Source organism: Flavobacterium resistens, assembly GCF_900182645.1.
In the GTDB taxonomy this organism is placed as follows: Bacteria; Bacteroidota; Bacteroidia; order Flavobacteriales; family Flavobacteriaceae; genus Flavobacterium; species Flavobacterium resistens.
Window position 1 is genome coordinate 230856 of the sequence record NZ_FXTA01000005.1, and the last position, 24681, is coordinate 255536.

The 24681-nt window shown below is 33.2% G+C and carries 27 protein-coding genes; 13 read left to right on the plus strand and 14 right to left on the minus strand.

Annotation, left to right across the window (positions count from 1 at the left end; genetic code table 11):
• Window position 1 precedes the first annotated feature (1 nt).
• The 4 genes from FN795_RS18015 to idi all read right to left on the minus strand — a co-directional run bounded on the left by FN795_RS18015 (window position 2) and on the right by idi (window position 2456).
• Complete coding sequence (locus FN795_RS18015; RefSeq protein ID WP_142451914.1) at window positions 2–970, minus strand: type I phosphomannose isomerase catalytic subunit; 969 nt, start codon at window positions 968–970, stop codon at window positions 2–4.
• A 63-nt stretch (window positions 971–1033) separates the two neighbouring features.
• Entirely contained in the window at window positions 1034–1492 is a 459-nt protein-coding gene (locus FN795_RS18020) for a peroxiredoxin (protein WP_142451915.1), read from the minus strand.
• Between the two features lie 3 nt (window positions 1493–1495).
• On the minus strand, window positions 1496–1906 hold the full coding sequence (locus FN795_RS18025) for a 6-carboxytetrahydropterin synthase (RefSeq protein ID WP_035650236.1): 411 nt from the start codon (window positions 1904–1906) through the stop codon (window positions 1496–1498).
• 22 nt (window positions 1907–1928) lie between these two features.
• Entirely contained in the window at window positions 1929–2456 is a 528-nt protein-coding gene (gene idi, locus FN795_RS18030; protein ID WP_142451916.1) for an isopentenyl-diphosphate Delta-isomerase, read from the minus strand.
• Between the two features lie 295 nt (window positions 2457–2751).
• On the opposite strand from idi, the gene msrB reads away from it, so the two are divergent.
• Window positions 2752–3309, plus strand: coding sequence for a peptide-methionine (R)-S-oxide reductase MsrB (gene msrB, locus FN795_RS18035; RefSeq protein ID WP_142451917.1), 558 nt, complete (start codon window positions 2752–2754; stop codon window positions 3307–3309).
• A 7-nt stretch (window positions 3310–3316) separates the two neighbouring features.
• Window positions 3317–3928, plus strand: coding sequence for a peptide-methionine (S)-S-oxide reductase MsrA (gene msrA, locus FN795_RS18040; protein WP_142451918.1), 612 nt, complete (start codon window positions 3317–3319; stop codon window positions 3926–3928).
• Window positions 3929–3983: 55 nt separating this feature from the next.
• On the opposite strand, the gene FN795_RS18045 is transcribed toward msrA, so the two are convergent.
• Entirely contained in the window at window positions 3984–4418 is a 435-nt protein-coding gene (locus FN795_RS18045) for an META domain-containing protein (protein ID WP_142451919.1), read from the minus strand.
• A 263-nt stretch (window positions 4419–4681) separates the two neighbouring features.
• Here FN795_RS18045 and FN795_RS18050 point away from each other — a divergent pair, with 263 nt between their 5' ends.
• The 4 genes from FN795_RS18050 to FN795_RS18065 all read left to right on the plus strand — a co-directional run bounded on the left by FN795_RS18050 (window position 4682) and on the right by FN795_RS18065 (window position 8567).
• Complete coding sequence (locus FN795_RS18050; RefSeq protein ID WP_142451920.1) at window positions 4682–6085, plus strand: aminopeptidase P N-terminal domain-containing protein; 1404 nt, start codon at window positions 4682–4684, stop codon at window positions 6083–6085.
• A gap of 59 nt (window positions 6086–6144) precedes the next feature.
• Complete coding sequence (locus tag FN795_RS18055) at window positions 6145–6699, plus strand: hypothetical protein (RefSeq protein WP_142451921.1); 555 nt, start codon at window positions 6145–6147, stop codon at window positions 6697–6699.
• Window positions 6700–6830: 131 nt separating this feature from the next.
• Window positions 6831–7511, plus strand: a complete 681-nt coding sequence (locus FN795_RS18060; protein WP_142451922.1) for a hypothetical protein — start codon at window positions 6831–6833, stop codon at window positions 7509–7511.
• Between the two features lie 96 nt (window positions 7512–7607).
• Complete coding sequence (locus FN795_RS18065; RefSeq protein ID WP_142451923.1) at window positions 7608–8567, plus strand: quinone oxidoreductase family protein; 960 nt, start codon at window positions 7608–7610, stop codon at window positions 8565–8567.
• Window positions 8568–8719: 152 nt separating this feature from the next.
• Here FN795_RS18065 and FN795_RS18070 read toward each other — a convergent pair whose 3' ends face one another.
• Both FN795_RS18070 and FN795_RS18075 read right to left on the minus strand, forming a co-directional pair.
• Window positions 8720–10279, minus strand: coding sequence for an NAD(P)/FAD-dependent oxidoreductase (locus FN795_RS18070; RefSeq protein WP_142451924.1), 1560 nt, complete (start codon window positions 10277–10279; stop codon window positions 8720–8722).
• 21 nt (window positions 10280–10300) lie between these two features.
• A complete protein-coding gene (locus FN795_RS18075) occupies window positions 10301–10723 on the minus strand; it encodes a hypothetical protein (RefSeq protein WP_142451925.1) in 423 nt (140 codons plus the stop codon).
• Between the two features lie 218 nt (window positions 10724–10941).
• On the opposite strand from FN795_RS18075, the gene FN795_RS18080 reads away from it, so the two are divergent.
• The gene (locus tag FN795_RS18080) at window positions 10942–11181 is read left to right on the plus strand and encodes a hypothetical protein (RefSeq protein ID WP_142451926.1); all 240 of its coding nucleotides are present in this window, start codon (window positions 10942–10944) and stop codon (window positions 11179–11181) included.
• Between the two features lie 97 nt (window positions 11182–11278).
• Here the strand turns inward: FN795_RS18080 and FN795_RS18085 are convergent, their stop codons facing one another.
• The 3 genes from FN795_RS18085 to recQ are packed head-to-tail and all read right to left on the minus strand — an operon-like array spanning window position 11279 to window position 14664.
• A complete protein-coding gene (locus tag FN795_RS18085) occupies window positions 11279–11701 on the minus strand; it encodes a hypothetical protein (protein WP_142451927.1) in 423 nt (140 codons plus the stop codon).
• A 5-nt stretch (window positions 11702–11706) separates the two neighbouring features.
• Entirely contained in the window at window positions 11707–12459 is a 753-nt protein-coding gene (locus tag FN795_RS18090; protein ID WP_142451928.1) for a hypothetical protein, read from the minus strand.
• Window positions 12460–12468: 9 nt separating this feature from the next.
• Window positions 12469–14664: a DNA helicase RecQ gene (gene recQ / locus FN795_RS18095; RefSeq protein WP_142451929.1), complete on the minus strand. Its 2196-nt coding sequence runs from the start codon at window positions 14662–14664 to the stop codon at window positions 12469–12471.
• Between the two features lie 88 nt (window positions 14665–14752).
• On the opposite strand from recQ, the gene FN795_RS18100 reads away from it, so the two are divergent.
• The 4 genes from FN795_RS18100 to lptB all read left to right on the plus strand — a co-directional run bounded on the left by FN795_RS18100 (window position 14753) and on the right by lptB (window position 17707).
• On the plus strand, window positions 14753–15718 hold the full coding sequence (locus FN795_RS18100) for a KpsF/GutQ family sugar-phosphate isomerase (protein WP_154275328.1): 966 nt from the start codon (window positions 14753–14755) through the stop codon (window positions 15716–15718).
• Window positions 15718–16533, plus strand: a complete 816-nt coding sequence (tatC, locus tag FN795_RS18105) for a twin-arginine translocase subunit TatC (RefSeq protein WP_142451930.1) — start codon at window positions 15718–15720, stop codon at window positions 16531–16533. The genes FN795_RS18100 and tatC overlap by 1 nt, the downstream gene beginning before the upstream one ends.
• Window positions 16526–16876 (plus strand): carboxymuconolactone decarboxylase family protein, encoded by a 351-nt coding sequence (locus tag FN795_RS18110; RefSeq protein WP_035650271.1) that lies wholly within the window; start codon window positions 16526–16528, stop codon window positions 16874–16876. The genes tatC and FN795_RS18110 overlap by 8 nt, the downstream gene beginning before the upstream one ends.
• 90 nt (window positions 16877–16966) lie before the next feature.
• Window positions 16967–17707 carry an LPS export ABC transporter ATP-binding protein gene (gene lptB, locus FN795_RS18115; protein ID WP_012022391.1) on the plus strand — a complete coding sequence of 247 codons (741 nt, stop codon included), beginning with the start codon at window positions 16967–16969 and terminating at the stop codon, window positions 17705–17707.
• 80 nt (window positions 17708–17787) lie between these two features.
• On the opposite strand, the gene FN795_RS18120 is transcribed toward lptB, so the two are convergent.
• Together FN795_RS18120 and FN795_RS18125 are read right to left on the minus strand one after the other, a co-directional pair.
• Window positions 17788–18642: a glycoside hydrolase family 25 protein gene (locus tag FN795_RS18120; protein ID WP_142451931.1), complete on the minus strand. Its 855-nt coding sequence runs from the start codon at window positions 18640–18642 to the stop codon at window positions 17788–17790.
• 10 nt (window positions 18643–18652) lie between these two features.
• The gene (locus tag FN795_RS18125) at window positions 18653–19369 is read right to left on the minus strand and encodes a CDP-alcohol phosphatidyltransferase family protein (protein ID WP_142451932.1); all 717 of its coding nucleotides are present in this window, start codon (window positions 19367–19369) and stop codon (window positions 18653–18655) included.
• Between the two features lie 247 nt (window positions 19370–19616).
• Between FN795_RS18125 and FN795_RS18130 the strand changes: the two genes are divergently transcribed.
• Window positions 19617–20684, plus strand: coding sequence for a putative type IX sorting system protein PorV2 (locus FN795_RS18130; RefSeq protein WP_262711391.1), 1068 nt, complete (start codon window positions 19617–19619; stop codon window positions 20682–20684).
• Between the two features lie 39 nt (window positions 20685–20723).
• Entirely contained in the window at window positions 20724–21860 is a 1137-nt protein-coding gene (locus FN795_RS18135) for a lipoprotein N-acyltransferase Lnb domain-containing protein (protein WP_142451933.1), read from the plus strand.
• Between the two features lie 3 nt (window positions 21861–21863).
• Here the strand turns inward: FN795_RS18135 and FN795_RS18140 are convergent, their stop codons facing one another.
• Entirely contained in the window at window positions 21864–23252 is a 1389-nt protein-coding gene (locus tag FN795_RS18140; RefSeq protein ID WP_142451934.1) for an exopolysaccharide biosynthesis polyprenyl glycosylphosphotransferase, read from the minus strand.
• Between the two features lie 67 nt (window positions 23253–23319).
• Window positions 23320–24666, minus strand: coding sequence for an O-antigen ligase family protein (locus tag FN795_RS18145; protein ID WP_142451935.1), 1347 nt, complete (start codon window positions 24664–24666; stop codon window positions 23320–23322).
• Between the last annotated feature and the right edge of the window lie 15 nt (window positions 24667–24681).

Here is a 24681-nt window from a genome sequence, read left to right on the forward strand (position 1 = left end):
GCTATGAAATGTAAATTTCTAAAATTGAAGCTTTTCCGCTCAAAATAAATGCATTTATCGCAGCCGGAACTAAAACAGTATCTCCTTTTTTATAAGTATGCTTAAAGCCATTATATTCAATTTCAAAACTTCCTTCAATACACATGTAAACTGTAAAAGTTTCACCAGATTTAGAAACCTCGATTTTATTTTCTAACGGAATAAAATTAGTTGTAAAATAAGGACAATCAACAACTGTGTTAGAAGTATTTAATTTCGTTTCGTATTTCTTTTGTGTATCAACTTTATTGTAATTGATCGCATCAAGAGCTAAATCTACGTGCAATTCTCTTTTATTTCCCTGCGCATCTACACGGTCAAAATCATACAAACGATATGTGATGTCAGATGTTTGCTGAATTTCAGCAACAACCAATCCGGCTCCAATTGCATGAACTGTCCCTGTTTCTAAAAAGAAAACATCTCCAGGTTTTGCTTTTACATCATCTAAAATCGAAACTAGTGTATTATCATGCAAATGTTTCAAATATTCTTCTTTACTGGAATCTTCTTTAAAACCAACGATAATTCTCGACTCAGAATCGGCCTGCATTACATACCACATTTCTGTTTTCCCAAAAGAATTATGACGTTCTTTTGCTAATTTATCATTCGGATGAACCTGAATTGAAAGATCTTCGCGCGCATCTAAATATTTAAAAAGCAATGGAAACTGCTTTCCAAAACGATCATAGACTTTGCTTCCTAAAATTTCATTTGGAGTTTCATCAATAAGTTCCATTAAAGATTTTCCTTTCAACTCACCATTTGAAACTACACTAACATCTCCCTGAACAGTTGACAATTCCCAACTTTCGCCTGTAATTTTAGAAACAATAGGTTTATTTAAAACTGTTTTCAGTTTTTCTCCTCCCCAAATTCTTTCTTTCAAAATGGGCTCAAATTGTAATGGATATAATTCTGTACTCATATATTTTTTTTCGAGGCCAATATCTTTATTATTTAAATATTGATCTAATACTATTTTCTTAATCTATAATACTAATTCTTTAATTGTTTCCAATGCTTTCGGAATATGTTTCGCAGCATTCATACTATCAAAAATCAAAATGACAACACCATTTTTATCCACAATATAAGTTACCCTTCCCGGAAGAAGGCCAAATAAATTATTGCGAACACCAAACAGTTGTCTTAATCTTTTATCTTGATCTGAAAGTAAAATAAAAGGCAACTTATGCTTATTTGCAAATTTGTGATGCGATTTTACACTATCACTACTTATACCAATAACTTCGGCACCTAAATCCTTAAAATCTTCGTATTGATCGCGGAAACTGCAAGCTTCAGTAGTGCAGCCCGGCGTATTATCTTTTGGGTAAAAATAAATCACGAGTGGCTTTCTTCCTAAAACGCTCTGGCTGTCAAAAAGTTCTCCATGACTATCTTTTGCAGTAAAATTCGGAACTATATCTCCTATTTTTAACGACATGTATTATTCTCCTTTATAAGTTACAAAATTGCGGTCCGTTTCATTCAGAACGATTTCCAGGTCGAAATCAGGCTGAATTCTTTTTCTAATTTTATTCCATATCACAACAGCAATGTTTTCAGCGGTTGGATTCAAATCCTGAAATTCCGGAACATCCAGATTCAGGTTTTTGTGATCAAACGGAATTTCAACTTCTTCAAGTATAATATCCGCTAATACTTTCACATCTAAAACAAAACCAGTTTCCGGGTCAATTTTTCCTGTAACACTAACTGTTAAACCATAATTGTGACCATGAAAATTGGGATTATTGCATTTTCCAAAAACAGCATTGTTTTTTTCGGATGTCCAATCTTTTCTGTATAATCGATGTGCAGCATTAAAATGTGCTTTTCTTGATATGGTTACTCTCATTTAGGCTTTTGGTTAGTTTTGGTTATAATTTATGGTCTTCAAGATAATGATCAAATTCATCAAAAATTATCTTAAACCAAACAGTATAAATTTCGGGCTGTTTTTCAATATCAGCTTTAACATCTTCAATACTCATCCATTTCCAGGCTTCAACTTCCTCTGGATTAATGTTTGGTTCATCATCATAATAGCCAATCATTACATGATCCAATTCATGTTCAGTCAAGCCATTATCAAAAGGCGCTTTGTAGATAAAATGAAAAAGCTCTTTTAATTCGGCTTTAAATCCCATTTCTTCATACAGCCTTCTGCTTCCCGCTTCAATGTTACTCTCGCCTTCACGCTGGTGGCTGCAACAAGTATTTGTCCAAAGTAAAGGGGAATGGTATTTATGATGCGCTCTTTGCTGTAGCATAATTTCATTTTTATTATTTAAAATAAAAACTGAAAATGCTCGGTGCAAAAGTGCTTTTTCATGTGCTTCTAATTTTGGCATCAAGCCAATCTGCTCGTCGTTTTGGTTAACTAATATTACGTTTTCTTCTGTCATATGGCGTATTGAATTAACAAAAATACGAAAAAAGAAATGGCTATAAAATCCTAGCAGACATTGTGAAAAGTTTAACTACTTTGGAGTTTTTATAAAATTCTGGCTATCAGAATACTACATTCGTTATCAAAATAAAAATCCTTTAAAAATAAGATACAAAAACTACTCCAGTCGTTTTTACGTAAATAACGAAAAGTTAAAACATACTTAAAAAAAACTGAATTGTAATCTAGCTGACATTTCGAAACAGAATCCCACCGTATCTTTGAACATCAGATTAATGCACCAAAAAACTATGAAATCTAAAAACTTAATTTTCAGCCTTTGTTTTGTACTGCCGCTTTTTATTTTTCAAGCCTGCGGACAAAACACAAAAAAACAAGCCCCAAAAACAGCTACTTCTATGGAAAACAAAATCAGCAAACCGGGAAACCCTTATTATTCAAATACGGATACAACCAAATTAAACATTAGCGATGCCGAATGGAAAAAGGTTTTACCTGAAGATGTTTATGCCGTAATGCGCGAGGCTGACACTGAAAGACCTTTTACAGGAAAATATTGGAATACAGATGAAAAAGGTACTTATTATTGTGCTTCCTGCGGAAATAAGCTTTTTAGATCGACTGCTAAATTTTCGAGCAGTTGCGGATGGCCGAGCTTTTTTGAACAAGACAACAAAACAAGCGTGGTTTACAAAAATGACAATTCATTAGGAATGGAAAGAATCGAAGCGCTTTGCGGACGTTGTGGCGGACATCTTGGACATTTATTTGACGATGGTCCTGAACCAACCGGAAAACGCTACTGCATGAACTCTATTGCTCTTGATTTTATTCCTGATAACAAATAATCCAATTATGAAAAATTTACTTTTAATCTGTTTATTGGCTTTATCGCTAAACGGATTTTCACAAAATAAAAAAGCTTCCAATTTAGAAACAATTACGCTTGGCGGAGGCTGTTACTGGTGCGTTGAAGCTGTTTATGAAAATTTGGACGGAGTTAAATCTGTTGTTTCTGGATTCTCGGGTGGAAATGTTCCAAATCCTACTTATGAAGAAGTTTGCACTGGAGAAACTGGTCACGCCGAAGTCGTTCAAATTACGTACGATAAAAACGTAACTGATATTAATGAAATCTTCAAAGTCTTTTTTACCGTTCACGATCCAACAACTTTAAATCGTCAAGGAGCAGATGTTGGAACACAATATCGTTCTGTTATCTTCTACAAAAACGAAGAGCAAAAAAAAGCCGCACAAAGCATTATTGCCGAATTAAACAAAGCAAAAGTGTACAGTAATCCGATTGTAACAAAAGTAGAACCTTTTAAAGCGTTTTATAAAGCCGAAGATTACCATCAAAACTATTACGCAAACAATAAAAGTCAGCCTTACTGTAAAATGGTGATTCAGCCAAAAATAGAAAAGTTCGAAAAAGTCTTTAAAGACAAACTAAAAAAGAAATCATAAAAAAAGGGAAATGAATTAATCATTTCCCTTTTTCACTTTAGCTAGAATACTAAAATTATTTAGCCACTTTTTTAAATCGCATCATTGGCACATCACCCTGAATCAAATTTAATTTGCCATCTTTATCAATAGAATAGCTTGTGATTTTTTTCATTTGCTGTAAAAACTGTTGTTCTCCTCCTCCATCACAAAACATTAATGTGCTTGGTCCTGGTTCTCCAAAAGTCAAAGATTTTCCGCTTAAAGTATAAGGCGCACTGTATCCGTTACATCCATTGTTTCCAAAAACTTTTGTTTCTTTTTGATCAAAAGTAATCTGCGGTTTTTTATTCGGATACAAACCTTCAAAAGCAATTCTTGGCCCGGAGATATATTCTAATTCCCAAGTTGTACCAAATAAATTTCCTCCGCTTGACGCGTCTTTCGATGTTTTACAAGAAGCTAATAATACCATTAAAACTGAAACGGCTGCGAGTGTGTATTTTTTCATAAAAAATGTGTTTTAAAGATTAATATAATTGTTTTTTGAAGATTAAAATTATTCTATAAACATTCCTTTCTCAATATTCGTGCCCAGTTACACGATTTATTAAAGTTTAAATTTCTCGGCAAACTGTAATTTTCTAATCTCTAAGTTACATCATTTTGTTTAAAACAATATTAATCAAACATTTAAATTACAATTTGTGATTACATTTTTTTTGTAATTTGCAGTTATCAAAAAACTAAAAATCATCAATAAAAAACCACAAAATGAAGCAATTATTCGTATTCTTTGCATTCTTACTTACAATCAGCCAAATTCATTCGCAGGAAAATCTTCCAACAGATTACCTTTCAAAAGAGTTTCATAAAGGCCGCCGCGAAGCTTTTAGAGCTCTAATGCCTGCTAATTCCGTAGCGGTAATATTTTCATATCCGGAAAGAGTTTTCTCAAAAGATGTCAATTACAATTATCACGCAAATCCTGACATGTATTACTTATCAGGTTACAAAGAAGCTGATGGTGTTTTATTAATTTTTAAAGAACCACAAGGAGCTGAAAAATACAACGAAGTTCTTTTTGTGAGAGAAAGAAACGCCAATCGCGAAATGTGGACAGGAAGACGTTTAGGAGTCGAAGGAGCAAAATCAAAATTAGGGTTTTCAACTGCTTATAATGGCAAAGATTTCAATGCTTTTAAAGTTGATTTTGAAAAATTCAACAACATAATTTACGATAAAATCCCAACAGATTTAAATAATGATAATAGCGGATTTGATCTTTTTGGTTTAATTCAGATATTTAAATCCAAAGCTTCAATTACACAAGAAAACAAAGCTTCAACCGATTTATTTACCACTATTACAAACTCACTTCGTCAAATAAAAACTCCCGAAGAGCTTGATTTAATGCGCAAAACCGTAAAACTTTCCTGCATTGCACACAATGAAGTAATGAAAGCAGTTGGCCCAGACATGAGCGAAAATGAAGCAGACGGAATTCACGCTTACGTTCACCGAAAATACGGCGCAGAAGACGAAGGTTATCCGCCAATTGTGGGCGCTGGAGCAAATGGATGTATTTTGCATTATGGCGAAAACAATTCAACAAAAATTGACAACCAATTATTATTAATGGATGTTGGTTCTGAATATCATGGTTATTCAGCAGATGTTACCAGAACAATTCCAGCAAACGGAAAATTTACTGAAGAGCAAAAAGCCATATATCAAATTGTTTATGAAGCACAAGAAGAAGTTTTTAAACTTTGTAAAGAAGGAACTCCAATTCAGGATTTAAACAAAAAATCTAGAGAAATAGTTGCTGCTGGATTAATCAAACTAGGAATTATTACTGATCCAAAAGATGCCAGAATATATTATCCGCATGGCTGTTCACATTTTCTTGGCTTAGATGTTCACGACAAAGGAGATTATATGGGCAATTTAAAAGAAAATATGATTCTTACTGTTGAGCCGGGAATCTACATTTCCGCAAACAGCAAATGCGATAAAAAATGGTGGAATATTGGCGTTCGTATCGAAGATGATATTTTGATCAAAAAAGATTCATATGAAAATCTCTCAGCAGAATCACCAAGAAAATGGCAAGATGTTGAAGCTTTAGCCAAACAAAAAAGTACTTTCAATGAGATGAAGTTTCCTAAAATATAATCTGACAGACAATACATTCAAAACTTTAAAACCTACACTTTCAAAATTGAAAATAAAACATGAAGACCTTTTTAAAATTGATTTTATTTGCCTTTATCTTTTCAGGATGCAATCAAAACGTTAATCAAAAAATTGAAAATGCTGCTGAAAAAGATACCATCACAAAAACAAAAAAAACTATTACAGAACCAGTTGTCGATAGTAGAGAAAAGAATACTGGAGATTTGGATCAACTTTTTCCAATAGATATTCTGAATCCCAAAAGTAAAGATGTATTTAAAAAATATGGAATCGAATTTACAGGTAATTGTTATGCGTGCGACTTGGCAATTGTATCGATATCGAAAAAAAGCTTCAAACTAACCAATGTTTGTGATGACAAAACAACACAAGAGTTTGAAATTACTGAATTTTCGGGGTCTGATGATTTAATCGAATTTAAAACAAAACAAAATAATTTTATATTAACGAAAATAGACAAAGCCCCAGTTTACGAATTAAAAATCACTGGCGACACTTTAAAAATTAAAAATCTGAGAATTTCAAAATTCTATACCACACAAAAAATGCTGGATAAATTTGAGGAACACGACTGTGGCGATTTTCAAGGATAAAAGGAATTACTTGCAAAAAGAGGAAAAACTAGCTTAGAAAAACCATTATAGACAGTTTGAACTACTTGAATTGTATTTCAGATATCTATCAACCCGAAACAAAATTGCAAAAATCCAAAAAGACACCATAAATGAAAACTAAAAGCCTTTTACTTTTATTCTTTATTACAATATTAATAGCCTGTAACAGTCGTAATGAAAAAGCAAACGAGTCCAAAAAAAATATTGAAACCAAACATGAAGTCAATACATCAATAGAACCAAAAGAAAAACTAAAAGATAAATCAATTTATGATTCGAAATTTCTTGGAAAAGAAAACGTCCTAATTAATGATCATAAAGTAATATTGACAAAAGATGAATTTGAATCGATTTATACTCATGTTGATTCTATATCAACACAGCTTTGGGAATGTGGCAGTCCGTTTGAATGGTTAGACGAAAAATGGATGATTAAAACATACGGTAAAAAAAATAAAGAAACAGGAAATTTTAATACATTCAATGGAGAAATAACAACGATATTCAGCCAAAATATTCAGTTTGCGACCAATAATCACATTGTATTATTTGATACTGGATTTGTCGGCAATAATTCATTTAAAATTATTTCACACAATATTACATTAAACAAAGACACAACAGTAAAAGAATTTAGGAGTAAGTTTCCAAATACAGAAATGGAAAAAACGGATTATCCGAACGAAGTACGATTTAGGTTTTATTTAGATAATAAGAGTGACGATTGTTTTCTATTTTATTTTAAAGACGGAAAACTTAACTATCTTACTTTATGGTGGCTTTTGTGTTAAAAAAATGCTTTTAAATTTCATTTAAAATCAAAACAATAAACGTCGTAAACAAGCTTCAATTTTCACTTACTTTGTATTTCTAAATTTATTTTAAAAATGAAAGCACTTACCTTCTCTAAATTCGGAGATTCAGATGTTTTAGAATATATCGAAATTCCTGCACCACAACTAAAAAGCGATGAAATTTTAGTCGAAATGAAAGCCATCGGATTAAATTTTGCCGATGTTTACAGACGAAAAGGAAATTATCACTTAAAAGGAAATCCGCCTTTTATTGCCGGTTACGAAGGCGCCGGAATTGTTGTCGATGCAAATAATCATCCTGAATATAAAGTTGGCGACCGTGTGGCTTTCGCCGATGTTCCTTTCGCAAATGCCGAATTAGTTGCTGTAAACACAAACCACGTTTTGCCTTTGCCGGAAGCGATTTCTTTTGAAACCGCAGCTTCTGTTTTATTACAAGGTTTGACCGCGCATTATTTAGCAACCGATAGTCATAAAACTCAAAAAAGCGAAACTGTATTAATTCATGCCGTTGCCGGCGGAGTTGGACAAATTCTGACCCAAATCAGCAAGCTTTTAGGAGCAAATGTAATTGGTTTGACTTCATCTGCAGAAAAAGCAAAAGTTGGTTTTGAACAAGGTGCAGACCATGTTTTTCTTTATAATGACGATTGGAAATCACAGATTTTTAAAATTGTTTCAAAAGGTGTTGACGTAGTTTACGACAGTATCGGAAGCACTTTAAAAGAAAGTTTCGAAGTTACAAAAGAATGCGGACAAGTCGTTTTCTTCGGAATGGCGGGCGGCGATCCCGAATTTGTAGACCCAAGAATGCTAATGGATGGTTCGAAAACTTTAACAGGAGGCGATTTATGGAGTTATTTAAACTCTAAAGAAGAACGAATCAAACGCGCCACTCAATTATTCAATTGGATTACCGAAGGAAAAATCAAACTTTCCGAACCAACTTCTTTTAAATTATCAGAAGGAAAACTAGCACACGATTATCTGGAAAGCAGAAAAAGTACCGGAAAAATAATTTTGATTCCGTAAAACAATCTGGGCGTGCCACCAATAAAAAAAGGAGCCAACTATGCAAAACACTTAGTCGGCTCCTTTTTTTATTGGTGTCGGGCTTTCGCTGCTACTTCGGTAGCTTAGCTCTATCCCTCACGCGAACTCGTATTCAAAAGACTTTTTTTAGTTTATTTCAGAGCTTCAGCAATCATCAAAGCACATTTTTCTCCATCAATTGCTGCCGAAATAATCCCACCTGCGTAACCTGCACCTTCTCCACACGGATATAAACCTTTTATCTGCAAATGCTCTAAAGTCATAGGATCTCTCGGAATTCTCACTGGCGATGAAGTTCGGCTTTCTGGTGCGTGCAAAATCGCTTCATTGGTTAAATAACCTCGCATTGATTTTCCAAATTCCTTAAACCCTTCGCGTAAAATCTGAGACAAAAATCCAGGAAAAACCTGTCCCATTTCAACCGAAGTTGTTCCGGGAACATAGGAAGTTTTTGGAATATCTGCTGAAACTTTATTTTGTGTAAAATCGATCATTCTTTGTGCCGGAACTTTTTGAGTTTCTCCAGCCAAATGCCACGCTTTTTGTTCAATACTTTTTTGAAATTCCATTCCAGCCAAAGCACCAAATTTTGCAAAAGGTTTAAAATCTTCCAATTTCAACTCTATTACAATTCCCGAATTTGCCGTCGCCTGATCTCGTTTTGATGGTGACCATCCATTGGTAACAACCTCACCCGGACTTGTAGCACAAGGCGCAATTACACCGCCCGGACACATACAAAACGAATACATTCCACGACCATTAACCTGCTTTACAATCGAATATGGCGCTGGCGGCAAATAATCTCCACGATAATCACAGCTATATTGAATACTATCAATTAATTCCTGCGAATGTTCAGCACGAACTCCTAAAGCAAAAGGTTTCGCTTCAATAAAAATCTTCTTCTTATCCAACAATTCAAAAATATCTCGCGCCGAATGTCCGGTTGCTAAAATCAATTTGTTAGCCAGAATTTTATCTCCGGTTTGAGTTACGATTCCTTCAACTTCATTATTTTTTACCAAAATATCAGTAACTCTGGTATCAAACAAAACCTGACCACCAAATTCGATGATTTTATTTCGAATATCTTCAATAATTTTTGGCAACTTATTGGTTCCAATATGAGGATGTGCTTCTACCAAAATATCTTCTGAAGCTCCAAAAGCTACTAAAAGTTCTAAAATTCGGGTTACATCACCACGTTTTTTGGAACGCGTATATAATTTTCCGTCAGAATAAGTTCCGGCTCCGCCTTCTCCAAAACAATAATTAGAATCTTCATTAACGATATGTTCACGGTTGATTGCTTTCAAATCGCGTCGGCGTCCACGAACGTCTTTTCCTCGTTCGAGGACAATTGGCTTTAAGCCTAATTCTATTAATTGCAAAGCTGCAAAAAGTCCAGCAGGACCTGCACCAACAACAATAACTTCCTGAGCAGAAGAAACGTCTTTGTATAAAGGAAGTTCAATTTTAGTTTCCTGAAAAGGTTCTCCTTTTAAATATATAATAACTTTCAAATTAATTTTAATCGCTTTCTGACGTGCGTCAATTGAGCGTTTTAAAATCGAAACATGCTGAATTTCTTGAACCGAAACTTTTATTTGCTTAGACAAATGGTCTTTTAGCAAAGATTCGTTTGCAGCAATTTCTGGTGTAACTTGAAGTAAAAGTTCTTTAGGCATTTTATAAATGAAATAATATTTTTAAAAGATTGAAGCTACAAATATGTATGCAATATAACATAGTGGCACAATAACTATTGATAGGTAATGAAACTTTAAATATTTAAAGGACATTTCTAATGAATCTGAATCATCACATTCTAGAGCCATTTTTAAACTCGCTGAAAACTTAAATAGAAAGTATAATGGAAAAAAAATCATAGAGCAAATTATGTAAAAAATCCTAGACATCTCCATAATAAGTATATAGCCAACTCCACCACCAGCAGGAACATCATCCCAATTAGACATTTTAATATCATCATAAATAAAACGAAGAATTAAAAAAATCATAATTGTTAATGCAATAATAGACATTATGTATACCCATTTCGCAATAGTATTTAAATGAGCCTTTGCATTTTCACTTAATAACAATTCCTCTGAAACCGAATTCTCCTCCATTTAGTTTTTTTAATTAGAATTTAAATACAATGCAAAAATAGTGTTTTGAAATGAGAATATGTAATTACATCTATTAGCACATTTCTTCTAATCGAGTAAAATCGAAATACATTTTGTTCCCGACTCCGTTCAAATTGACAATCGAACAAAAGATAAAAATCCATTTTCAAAAGAGACTTTGTACCTTTGTCACTTTGAACCTTTGCACCTTAAAAAAAATGTCTAGAAAAATAAAATTGATTTGGGATTTCCGAGGCCCGGCTTCTGCAAAAACTGCCGAACATCACGAAATTCATTTAAAAGAATATATTGCTATTGAAAAGCTTCCTTTAAATATTACAGGATTTAAAATCATCGATGATATGTACGCCATAGCTTTTATGGTCGTAACCGATGAAAATATGATTCAGGTAAGAGATGCTTTGAAACCCCATCGTGGCGAAGTTTATACTGAATAAAATTCCAAACTTTGAAAACTTCAATAAAAAAATCCAAATTCCAAGTTGGCGATACAATTGGAATTTGGATTTTTTTTATTTTGAGATTTAATTTTTCTTATTTCAAATCAAGTTTATAATCGGTAAATATATAGGTATTGTTATCTTTTCCCGAAAGCTTTATGCTTTTAAATTCAACAGATTCTTCACCTTTCACTTCATAATTATAAACATCAATATCTTTAGTACTTGAAGCCGCTTCATAAAATTTGCCGTTTTCTGTCCACCATTTCCCTTTTTCAGTCATAGTTTCAACTTCACAATCTTGTTTTGCTGTAAACATGATTACATAAGTACCATCTGCAAATCGTTGCTGAATCCAATGTTTTTCAACTCCATCAATCTGTCCGTCTTTTTCAAAACCTTTCCAAATACCGACTAGTTTTGCATCATTGTCTTTTTTATCGATAGTAAAACTTAAAATTAAAATTGAAAATACTGCAAAAACAGCAACATAAAATAACGTAGATACTTTTTTCATAAATATTAATTTGTTGGAATTTCTATTGTTTTAATGTAGTCTGATAAATAAACATACATAAACGAATCAACTTGTTTTTCTGCTCTAAACTCGGCCTCTCTTTTCTTTAAGGCTTGATTTTCTTTCCCTATTCCCGGATTTCCTTCTACAAAACTGCTATTTGGGAAATTATTTTCAGCCATCATTTCTTTAAATTCTTTGGCTTTCAGCTTATACTCATCTGTCTGTTTAAAATATTTAAAATAATCCATTTTAAACTTCTGGAATTCTTTGCCAGTAAACTTTTTCGATTTAATATTGACTCCGTTTTTTATCTCTATAAGATCATAGTTTTCATAAACCGAACTATATCCCATATGAACATACTCCAACATTTTCCCCGAAGGACAAATCAATAATCCAGAATAGAAATTGCATTCAAAATTTTTACGATCGCCAAAAATCTCTTTATAGATCGAAGTCAATAAATATTTAAGATCCCCTTTTTCATTTTCAGAATAGTCTTCCTTGTAAATATTCTCGACAACTAATTTTCCGTTTAAAAACTTAAAATATGCAACATAACCTCTCCAATTAGCAGTAGAAATACTTCTGTTTAAACTTTTTGGCATTGGATGTTCCTTAAAATAATCTTCCAATGGATTGGATTGAATCATTAAAGTATCCTTGTCCACAATCAAATAATCTGGAACTTGAGCAGTTGCAAAAGATTTAAATGAAAATAATAAGAAAACAAAAAACAGTCTATAAAGTTTCATGGAACATTTTTAATTAGCAACTTCGCTGATAAACTTAATACGCATCAAACGCAATTCATCAATATCGTAATCGCCATCAAACTCTTTTAAGGCATCTTCAATTTTATCCGATTCTGATTCCATGAAGTAATCGTGAATTTCTTCCTGTTGATCATCATCCAGCATATCATCAACCCAATATTTAATATTCAGTTTTGTACCAGAATAAACAATTTGTTCCATTTCTTTGATCAAAGCATCCATCGAAAGTCCTTTTGCAGAAGCAATATCACTTAAAGGAAGCTTTCTATCAATATTCTGAATAATGTACAATTTATTAGCAGAGTTAACTCCGGTAGATTTTACAACCAAATCATCCGGACGAATAATATCATTATCCTCAACATATCGGCTGATTAATGCTACAAATTCTCCGCCATATTTTTTGGCTTTTCCTTCTCCAACTCCATGAATATTATATAATTCAGTTAATGAAATTGGATATTTTAATGCCATATCTTCAAGTGAAGGATCCTGGAAAACAACAAAAGGAGGAACACCTAATTTTTTGGCTACTTTTTTACGAAGTTCACGAAGCATTCCCATCAAAACTTCATCAGCAGTTCCTGATGATTTTCCTGCCGTTACAATTGCTTCATCATCAGCTTCGCTATATTCATGATCTTCTGACATCATAAATGAAACCGGTTTTTTGATAAAATCTAAACCAGCTTTCGTGATTTTTATTACGCCATAAGTTTCAATATCTTTTGATAAATATCCCGAAACCAAAACTTGTCTTAACAACGCCATCCAATATTTTTCATCATGATCTGAACCTGTCCCAAAGAAAGACTGCGCATCTGTTTTATGTGCTTTAATTACCGCATTAATACGGCCAATTAATGTAAACACAATTTCTTTTGACTTATAAATATGTTTCGTGTCGCGCACAATTTCAAGTAATTTAACGACTTGATCTTTGGCTTCGACTTTATGTTTAGGATTTCGAACGTTGTCGTCCATATCTGCGCCTTCTCCGGTTTCGCTGTCAAATTCTTCTCCGAAATAATGCAACAGAAATTTTCTACGTGACATTGAGGTTTCGGCGTAAGCCACAACTTCCTGTAAAAGAGCAAAGCCAATTTCCTGTTCGGCAACTGGTTTCCCAGACATAAATTTCTCCAGCTTTTCTACATCTTTATAAGAGTAATAAGCAAGACAATGTCCTTCTCCTCCATCACGTCCGGCGCGACCTGTTTCTTGGTAGTAACTTTCTAGCGATTTTGGAATATCGTGGTGAATTACAAAACGAACATCTGGTTTATCTATTCCCATTCCGAAAGCGATTGTTGCCACAACTACATCAACATCTTCCATCAAAAACATATCCTGATGTTTGGCGCGTGTTTTTGCATCTAAACCTGCGTGATAAGGAACGGCACTGATTCCGTTAACTTGTAAAACTTCGGCAATTGATTCTACTTTTTTACGGCTTAAGCAGTAAATAATACCCGATTTGCCTTTATGTTGTTTGATAAATCGAATAATATCCGACTCAATATTTTTCGTTTTCGTGCGAACTTCATAAAATAAGTTCGGTCTGTTGAATGATGCTTTAAAAGTATTGGCATCAGACATATCAAGGTTTTTCAGAATATCTTCCTGAACTTTTGGGGTTGCAGTTGCGGTAAGCCCAATAATTGGCACTTTTCCTAATTGTTTGATTATATTTCTAAGGTTCCTGTATTCCGGCCTAAAATCATGCCCCCATTCTGAAATACAATGCGCTTCATCGATTGCTACAAAAGAAATTGGTACACTTTGTAAAAAGGCAACATATTCTTCTTTGGTCAAAGATTCGGGCGCAACATACAAAAGCTTTGTCAGGCCTGAACTAATATCCTTTTTAACTTGGGCAATTTCTGTTTTTGTGAGAGAAGAATTGAGCACATGCGCAATTCCATTTTCTGAAGAAAGGCTTCGAATCGCATCAACCTGGTTTTTCATCAAAGCAATTAAAGGAGAAACAACAATTGCTGTTCCGTCCTGAATTAAAGCGGGTAATTGATAACAAAGAGACTTTCCACCGCCCGTAGGCATAATTACAAAAGTATTCTCTTTACCTAAAATACTCGTAACGACTTGCTCCTGCAAGCCCTTAAATTGGCTAAAGCCGAAATACTTCTTTAATTCCTTGTGTATTTCAATTTCGTTTGAATTCATTCTTTATTTTAATGGATATTTTTGTATAAATTTGCAACACATAAAGATACAACTTTCTTTTATACATACAAATTTTAAATATTCTGTTTTGATCACAAAAGAAAATATATTGGCAATCGCCAAAAAAACCATACTATCTGAAAGTGAGGCAATTACAAAATTAATTGATTTTCTTGATGAAAATTTCTACGAAGCGGCACAGCGTATTTATGAATGCAAGGGCCGTTTGATCGTTACAGGAATCGGAAAAAGCGCCATTATTGCGCAAAAAATGGTTGCTACTTTTAACTCTACCGGAACTCCATCGATGTTTTTGCATGCCTCAGAAGCCATTCATGGCGACTTAGGAATGATTCAGAATGACGACATTATAATCTGTATTTCAAAAAGCGGGAACAGTCCTGAAATTAAGGTCTTGGTTCCTTTATTAAAACGCTTCGGAAATACTTTAATTGCAATAACAGGAAACATAACTTCGTTTCTGGCAAAAGGTTCCGATTTTGTTCTCAACACAACCGTTGAAATGGAAGCTTGCCCAATAAATCTCGCACCAACAAACAGCACTACAGCTCAACTTGTTATGGGAGATGCACTAGCAGTATGTTTGATGGAAATGCGCGATTTTAAACCTGAAGATTTTGCAGTTTATCATCCGGGAGGCGCTTTAGGCAAAAAATTATTGCTTAAGGTAAAAGACATGATTGAGCATTCATTAAAACCAATGGTTACTCCGGAAACCTCAATCAAAAAGGCTATTTTTGAAATTTCAGAAAAAAGATTAGGCGTAACTGCTGTTATTGAAGACAACAAAATCGTCGGAATTATTACCGATGGGGATATCAGAAGAATGCTAAACGACAGAGATTCAATTGCTGATTTAACAGCAAGGGATATTATGTCCAAAAACCCAAAATTAGTTTCATCAGAAACAATGGCTGTTGATGCTTTGAATATTCTAGAAGATTTTTCTATCACACAGCTAATCGTTGCCGACAATGGCGAATATAAAGGAGTATTACATTTACATGACATTTTAAAAGAAGGAATCGTATAATGGCAAAGAAAAACCTTGGCGAGATGTCATTTTTAGATCATCTTGAAGAACTTAGATGGTTATTGGTTAGAAGTACAATTGCAATATGTATTATGGCATTTGTTACTTATTTTATTAGTGATTATTTATTTGATCAAATTATTTTAGGTCCAATTAGACCAACATTCTTTACCTATGTTTGGTTTTGTGACCTATCACATTCATTGGGATTTGCAGATAGCATTTGTATTACTGAACTGAATTTCATTATTCAGAATACCGAAATGGAGGGGCAAGTAAATATTTTTGTATGGATGTGTCTTCTGGCAGGTTTCATATTGAGTTTTCCTTATATTTTATGGGAAATCTGGAAATTTATCAGTCCGGCGCTATATGAGAAAGAACGTAAAAATGCGAAAGTTTTCATTTTTGTTTCGTCGTTGCTTTTCTTCTTAGGAGTATTATTTGGCTACTATGTTGTAATTCCGATGTCAGTGAATTTCGTTGCTACTTTCTCAGTAAGTGACGTTGTAAAAAATCAATTTACACTTGATTCATACATGGGAATGGTAAAAACAAGTATTCTTGGAAGTGCGATCTTTTTTGAGCTTCCAATCGCAATTTATTTCTTAACCAAGTTAGGATTAGTAACCCCAACTTTCTTAAGAAAATACTGGAAATATGCAGTAGTAATTATTTTAATTATCGCTGCAATCGTAACACCACCGGATGTAGTAAGCCAAACCATTGTGGCAATTCCGATGTTGATTATCTATGAAGTGAGTATTCTTATTTCAAAGATTGTTTATAGAAATAAAATGAAAGAAAATGTCTGATATCGTACAAGAATTTAACGACTATCGTTCTAAAATGAACGAAAAATTACTAGCTGACAACAACAAAATTGTAAAGCGAATTTTTAACCTTGACACAAACGCATACGCTCCGGGAGCACTTGACGTAAAAACAAAAGAACTTTTAGGTTTAGTTGCTTCAGCCGTTTTACGTTGTGACGACTGTGTAAAATACCATTTAGAAACCAGCTACAAAGAAGGTATTTCTAAAGAAGAAATGATGGAAGCAATGGGAATCGCAACTCTTGTTGGCGGAACAATTGTAATTCCGCATTTAAGAAGAGCTTACGAATTCTGGGAAGCTCTTGAAGAAGCAGGGAAATAAATAATTGTTAATACGTTTAACTGTTGAATCGTTTATTCGTTAATTTGCAGCGACTAAACGATTTATCGATTAAACGATTAAACTTAGAAAATGAAATTAAGAGCCGATAATTTAATCAAAACCTATAAAGGACGAAGTGTTGTAAAAGGAATTTCTGTTGAGGTAAATCAAGGAGAAATTGTGGGACTTTTAGGTCCGAATGGTGCTGGAAAAACAACTTCTTTCTATATGATTGTTGGATTGGTAAAACCAAATCAAGGAAATATTTATCTTGATGATTTAAATATTACCGATTATCCGATGTACAAACGTGCTCAGCAAGGAATTGGTTATTTGGCACAGGAAGCTTCGGTTTTTAGAAAATTAAGTATTGAAGACAATATTCTGAGCGTTTTACAATTGACTAAACTTTCAAAAGAAGCTCAAATTGCCAAAATGGAAAGTTTAATCGAAGAATTCAGCTTAGAACACATTCGTACCAACCGAGGCGATTTACTTTCTGGAGGTGAGCGTCGTCGTACCGAGATTGCCCGCGCATTGGCAACTGACCCAAAATTTATTTTGTTAGATGAGCCTTTTGCAGGAGTTGACCCGGTTGCAGTTGAAGATATTCAGCGAATTGTAGCGCAGTTAAAAAACAAAAACATCGGAATTCTGATTACCGACCACAACGTTCAGGAAACTTTAGCAATTACCGATAAAACATACTTAATGTTTGAAGGAGGAATTCTAAAAGCAGGAGTTCCGGAAGAATTAGTAGAAGATGAAATGGTTCGACGTGTTTATCTCGGACAAAACTTCGAACTTCGTAAAAAGAAACTTGAATTTTAAAGATGTTATATGTGAATGGTAAAAAGTAAAATGTTAGTTACTTTTTACCATTTTTCTTTTAACATTTCACTTTTCACATCTTACTCTACAGTAATAAACTGCAATTGCTCTAAATCGCCATTGTAAATATTAACATCAACTCTGTGTTTGATTCCCGGCAGAGAAGCTTTTTCTGTAAACTGCCAAAACAGCCAATCATCTTCAATTTTTTCTCTGTAGAAATTGTAATTGGCAATCCAGAATAAATATTCGCCAAACTCTTCTTTTAGAAAATCAGTATAATATCTTTCCCCTGAATAAATAATTGGGCGAACCTGATAATGTTTCTCCACTTTAGCCAGCCAACGTTTTAAACCTTTTTTTAAACTGTCCAAAGGCTGATTTTTTGGTAATTTTTCAATATCTAAAACTGGCGGAAGATCACCTTTTTGCAATTTTACTGTTTTAATAAAAAGATTCGCCTGTTCAATAGAATTTTCGTTTGGACGATAATAATGATAAGCGCCGCGCATAATTTTATTTTCTTTTGCGCCTTTCCAATTTCGTTTAAATTGTCTATCCACATAATCATTTCCGGCAGTTGCACGTATAAAAACAAACTTGACAGGGTATTTCTCGTCTAAAATTTCAACTTCTTCCCAATCTACTTTTCCTTGAAATTCAGACACATCAAATCCGACGACTTTTCCTTTATGATTTTCGAGAACCCTAATATTTCGAACATCAGAAAGGTGTTTATCTACCTCATTTTCATCTAAAACCTTACCCGATCTGAATCCGAGATAATAAGCTAATCCGGCTCGATAATGGTAAATTGTACCAATGAAAAGCGCTGCTAAAAAAGCAAACACGATAAAACGCATTAACTTACTGAAAAAAGATCTTCCAGCCGGTTTTCTTGCATAGGTTTTACGATAAGTCGTTTTTCTTGCCATTCGGATACAACTACTTTTTCAGAAACACATTGTTTATGATTGACAGCAATACATAAAAAGCAATGATAACAGGAATAGCACCAAATTGAAGCAATAAAAGTAAAACCAGAGAAATTGCTAAAAATACAATTTGCAGTACATTATCCTTAAAAGTAAATTTTTTAATTTTTAAAGCAAAAAGCGGAATTTCAGCATTTAAAATATAAGCGCTACACAAAGTAATTGCCAATAAAATCCACTCATTGGTTAAAATTTCCAACAGTAAAAGTGATGAACCTGCATAAATATCCAGAACTACTTTCAAACTAATTATAAAAAGCGCATTTGCCGGCGTTGGCAATCCAATAAATGAATCGGTTTGACGTGTATCAATATTAAAATTAGCCAAACGATAACAAGAACCCAAAGTAATTATGAATCCCAAAAGAGGAATAAATTCGTTTGTCCCTAACTGATGTCCGCTATTAGCAAACATCGTGTACATTACATAACCTGGCGCAACACCGCTAGTAACCATATCTGCCAGAGAATCCAACTGCAGACCAAGCGGACTTGAAACTTTGAATAATCTGGCGAAAAAACCATCAAAAAAATCAAAAAAGATTCCTAGACAAACCATATAAAAAGCCATTTCATATTTGGCTTCAGAAATAAAAACAACGGCTACGCAGCCACAGAAAAGGTTTATTAAGGTGATTAAATTAGGAATGTGTTTTTTAATATTCATCTTTACAATTTTTGATAATGGTGAGGAACAAATTTCGGATAAAATAAAATGACATCAACATGATTTGCATAAATAATTTTCACAATTTGTTACAAATAACTTACACCAAAAAGAAAACGAGTTCGTTAAAATAAAGTTTGAAATTATAACTTTTCGATATTTATCAGAAGGACAGAAATTAGGTGAGTAAAATATTCTATTTTTGGTGAAAATTAAAAACAGGTCTCAGTCTGCAAATAAATAACCGTTGAAAAAACTTTTTGCGTTTTTATTATTTTGGAATTTTGCTGCACAGTATGCACAAACCGTTCGGAAATATTCGAACGAGTTTATGAATATTGGTGTTGACGCCGCGGCATTAGGAATGTCGAGCGCCGTTGTTGCTTCAACAAATGATGTCAACGCAGTTTACTGGAATCCAGCAGGTTTGACCAATCTTGAAGATCATCAAATTTCATTAATGCATGCGAATTATTTTGCCAATATTGCACAGTACGATTTTATTGGATACGCAAGTCCGATTGATGACCGAAGTGCCTGGGGAATTTCGATGATTCGTTTTGGTGTTGATGATATCATGGATACCACACAATTGATCGACAGCGAAGGAAATATAGATTACAACCGAATCAACTTGTTTTCGACTGCTGATTATGGCTTTACATTTTCTTATGCTAGAAAATTGCCTGTAGAAGGTTTTCAATATGGTGTAAATGCAAAAGTGATTCGAAGAATTATTGGAAAATTTGCCAATTCGTGGGGTTTTGGTTTTGATGTCGGTTTACAATTTGAACGCAATGATTGGAAATTCGGATTGATGCTTCGCGACATTACGACCACTTACAATATTTGGAATATCGACGAAGAAGAATATGCCAAAATCGCCAATGCAATTCCCGGAGAAAACAACGAATTACCAGAAAGTACCGAAATTACTTTGCCAAAAGCACAATTAGGTGTTTCAAGAAAATTTGATTTCCATAATGATTACAGCCTTTTGACTGCTGTAAATTTAAATATGCGATTTGAGCAGACAAACGATATTATTTCTTCAAAAGCCGTAAGTATTGATCCAGCAATTGGTTTTGAATTTGGTTATACAGATCTTGTTTTCTTGAGAGCTGGCGCAGGAAATTTTCAGAATGTAATGCAATTGGACAATACTGAAAAATTAAATTTCCAGCCAAATATTGGACTTGGTTTCAAATACAAAGGAATTCAGGTTGATTATGCTTTGACCGATTTAGGAAACCAAAGTGCTGCACTTTATTCTAATATTTTTTCTCTAAAAGTAGATTTAGGTATCTTTAGATAATATTTACAAAACCATTAAACTTCTTAAAAATTTTAAATTATGAAAAATGTCATTTTCAAAAAAACACTTTTTTGTTTACTATTATTATTGAGCTTTATTGGTTTCAGCCAAAATCTGCCTTTATCAAAAGATGCTCGAATAAGTGTGATTACTTGTGGTTTAGGAAATGAAACATATTCTTATTTTGGCCATACCGCCATTCGTGTTGCCGATCCGGTAAACAATATTGATGTAGTTTATAATTATGGCGCTTTTGATTTTAGGACGCCAAATTTTGTTGCCAAATTTGCAAAAGGAGATTTGCAGTATTTTGTTATTGTTCATTCTTTTATTGATTTCATGAATGAGTACAATTATGAGAAAAGAAGTGTTTTTGAACAAGAATTGATTATTCCACAAGATTTAAAACAAACGCTTTTTGACAAATTAAATGCTACTTTGTCATCTGAAGATCGTTACTATACTTATAAATTTATTGATAAAAACTGTACATCTATGGTCGTTGATGTAATCAATAAATCATTAAACCAAAATGTAATCACTAAAAAAGGCGATACAGATATTACGTACCGCTCTATTTTATTTCCCTATTTTGATGGGCATTTTTATGATAAATTAGGCACCAGCATTATTTTTGGAACCAAAGTAGATCAACTCGGAACTAAAATATTTTTACCTTTTGAATTAAAAAACAGTTTAGCTAAAACTACTTTTCAAAATCATCCTCTGGCAAAAGAAAGTCAAACACTTTTAAGTTTTGAAAAAGAAACGCCAACATCATGGTGGAATAATGTTTATAGTTATCTTATTGTATTGGCCTTTGTTATTTTGGCAAAAAATAAAATAATTGATAAAATTTTCCTTTTGATTTTATCTTTAATGGGCGTCTTTTTTGTTGCCGTTGGATTTTATTCTTTTCATCACGAATTGGCGATGAATTACAATGTGCTTTTGTTTAGTCCGCTTTTATTGATTTTGATTGTTTTCTCAATTCTAAAAAACAAACGATGGACGTATCGCTTTGCCGTATTACATCTGATGTTTTTACTTATTTACACCTTATTTTTAATCAACAAAGCCCACTTTTTTATTGTTTTACCAATGATTATTACAAGCGGATTTGTTTTGGTTAGAGTTGTTCTAAGAAACAAAAAACGCATTCCAATTATTATCTAAAAACTATTGCCCTCGATAGAATAAAACGGTTGTAATTGTTTTGAAGGTAATGCTTAAATCCAGAAAAACACTTCGATGCTTTATATAATATAAATCATACTGAAGTTTTATCAAACTCTCGTCAATAGATTCGCCGTATGAATAATTTACCTGAGCCCATCCTGTCAAACCCGGCTTGATAACATGACGTGTTTCATAAAAAGGCATTATTTTAGCAATTTCAGCAACAAAATAAGGCCGTTCAGGTCTAGGTCCTATAACACCCATATCGCCAATTAGAATATTGAAAAACTGCGGCAATTCATCTAATCTTGACTTACGCATGAATTTACCAAATGGTGTAATTCTTTTATCATTTAATTGAGCAAATGGTCCATTTACATCTGTGTTTTCAATCATTGTTCTGAACTTGTAAATCTTAAAAACAACGCCATTTTTACCTACACGTTCCTGCGTATAAAACAAGCTCCCTTTGTTGGCTATTAAATTTCCAATAAAAATTACAGGAATAAACAGAACACAAAATAGCAAACCAATAATCGAAAGAGAAAACTCTATTAAACGAATTAAAATCAAATACAATTTGTTGCTATTACTGCGACTAAATGGAAAAAAACGATAGAAATCACGTTCAATATAATGCACAGGAATACGCTGTGTTTTACTTTCATAAACATGAGTATATTCTTTTATGATATTTCCAGATTCTAATAAGTGAAGAAGTTGCTGGTATAAATCAGGCGTAATTCCATCCGTTTTTTGAGCTGCGATGACAATCTCAGAAACATTGTGATGCATTACAAAATCCTCTAAATCCTGTTTTTTGATTTCCTTGACATAATTAAACTCATTGCTTTGCTCTGTAACCGAGTCAGAATTCACAAAACCAATAATATTATAATGAGGATCAACATTTTCAAGACCCGAAACCAATCCTTCGACCTGATCCTTCCCACATATTAAAACCACACTTTGAGAAAAACGGTGCGAAGCTAAAAAAATAGCGTAAAAAAAGCGCCATACCAATAATATGATTAAAATCGTAAAATAAAAAACAAGAATTACCAAACGTTTTTTTGGAAGTTCGGGCGATAAAATAGGCGTAAATAAATATAAAATTACCGAAGCTGTTGCTGTTAAAACGACACTGCGAACGATTTGGACCTGATTGCTTGAAACCTGAAGATTATACATTTCAAAGATTACTCCAAAAATAAATATATAAGTAATCAGCAAAATTGGTCTATAAAAATAAGCCAAATCCAAAATGTAATAGCTATTGTCAAAAATAAAGTGTAGTAGGTAGAGACCGGTCATCAAAAAAGCAGCATCAAAAAAGCGCAATAATATTTTCCGTTCCGAAATCTCGAAATGCATTTTTTTTCGTGCCATAGTAAGTTGTAAGTTTTAAAGTTGGGGACTTTTTCTTCAACGCAAATGTATTATAAAAAATTATAATTTAACCATCTGATTGTTCAGCTTTTTGAGGCACCATTATATGTACTGAAAGTAATGATAAAGCATAAACAAATGCTGGTGCTGCGATTCTCATTGCAGCGTGATTTATAGTCAATAACCAAAAAAGATAAAACGAAAAAAAGTAAATATGCTGCCTATTATATATAAAATGAACAATTGGAGTTATAAATAATATTAAAAGTGCAAAAATACCAAACATACCATGTTCTGCCAGCATTCGGGTTATTTCATTGTGTGAGGCAATTACGCTACCTGATTCTTTTCGAAATTCTTTTCCCATTCCGGCACCTACTCCCATGATTGGATTATCTAAAAAAAGTTTTATTTCAGAATCCATAATACCTTCTCGTCCGCTCAAAACACTTTTCTTCTCTCTTCCTAAAGCATCTTTATTTGCATATCTTTTCTCAATTAACCCTCCTGTTTGAATAGAACTATAAGTCCAAACACCAATACCCATCAAAGCCGTTAAAATAAGTACAAAACCAAATTTTATCTTTCCTTTTGCATTTGAAAATTGATACAAAAAAAACAGAAGACAAGCAATCATGACAACTCCAGTTATAATCCCACCTCTAGAAAAAGTTACAACTCCTCGATAACCGATAAAGGCAAGTAGACATCCATTCAAAATAATCTCTTTTATTGATTTGGAAGACAACACAAGTTGCCTAAAAAAAATAAAAACCCCCAAACCTAAAATTGTTGATACCTGATTTGGTCCAAACCCTCCCGATGTTTCAAAATTAGAACCTGTACTTGTTACTACATCTCTCACACTCGGTGTGTATAAAAACAAATAGACTGTCGTAGTCAAAATCGGTAATCCCATTACAGAAAGAATATTCTGCAATTGAGAAAATTGAACCCGCCTGGAGTACATATATATAGAACAAACTCCTAAGCAAACTGGTCCGGAAAGATTAAAAAACAATAGTTTTTTTACATCAATATTAATTTGATCTACTGAAGCAGTGACCAAAATACAAGGAACGAGTAAAATTAAGAAAAACCAATAAATAAAAGAAGATGATGAAAAACTGCTGTAAATCATGCCTAGGAACATGAAAAAAACAAGATTAAATTTTACATATTCATTATTAAAATTCCCTCCTGTCATACGCAAAAAAACCTCAACGCCCACCAAATAGGCGCACACTAACAAAACTTCATTATTTCTGTTATTTGTTTTATTTACCAAATAAATTCCAACTATTGGTATTATAACCGCATAAAGTTTCGAAAGAACTGGTAAAACAAAAACTGCTAAAGCAATAAGCAAATGAAATAAAATAAGGTAATTATATGTGATGGTTTTATTTTTCATTAATATTTTTAAACT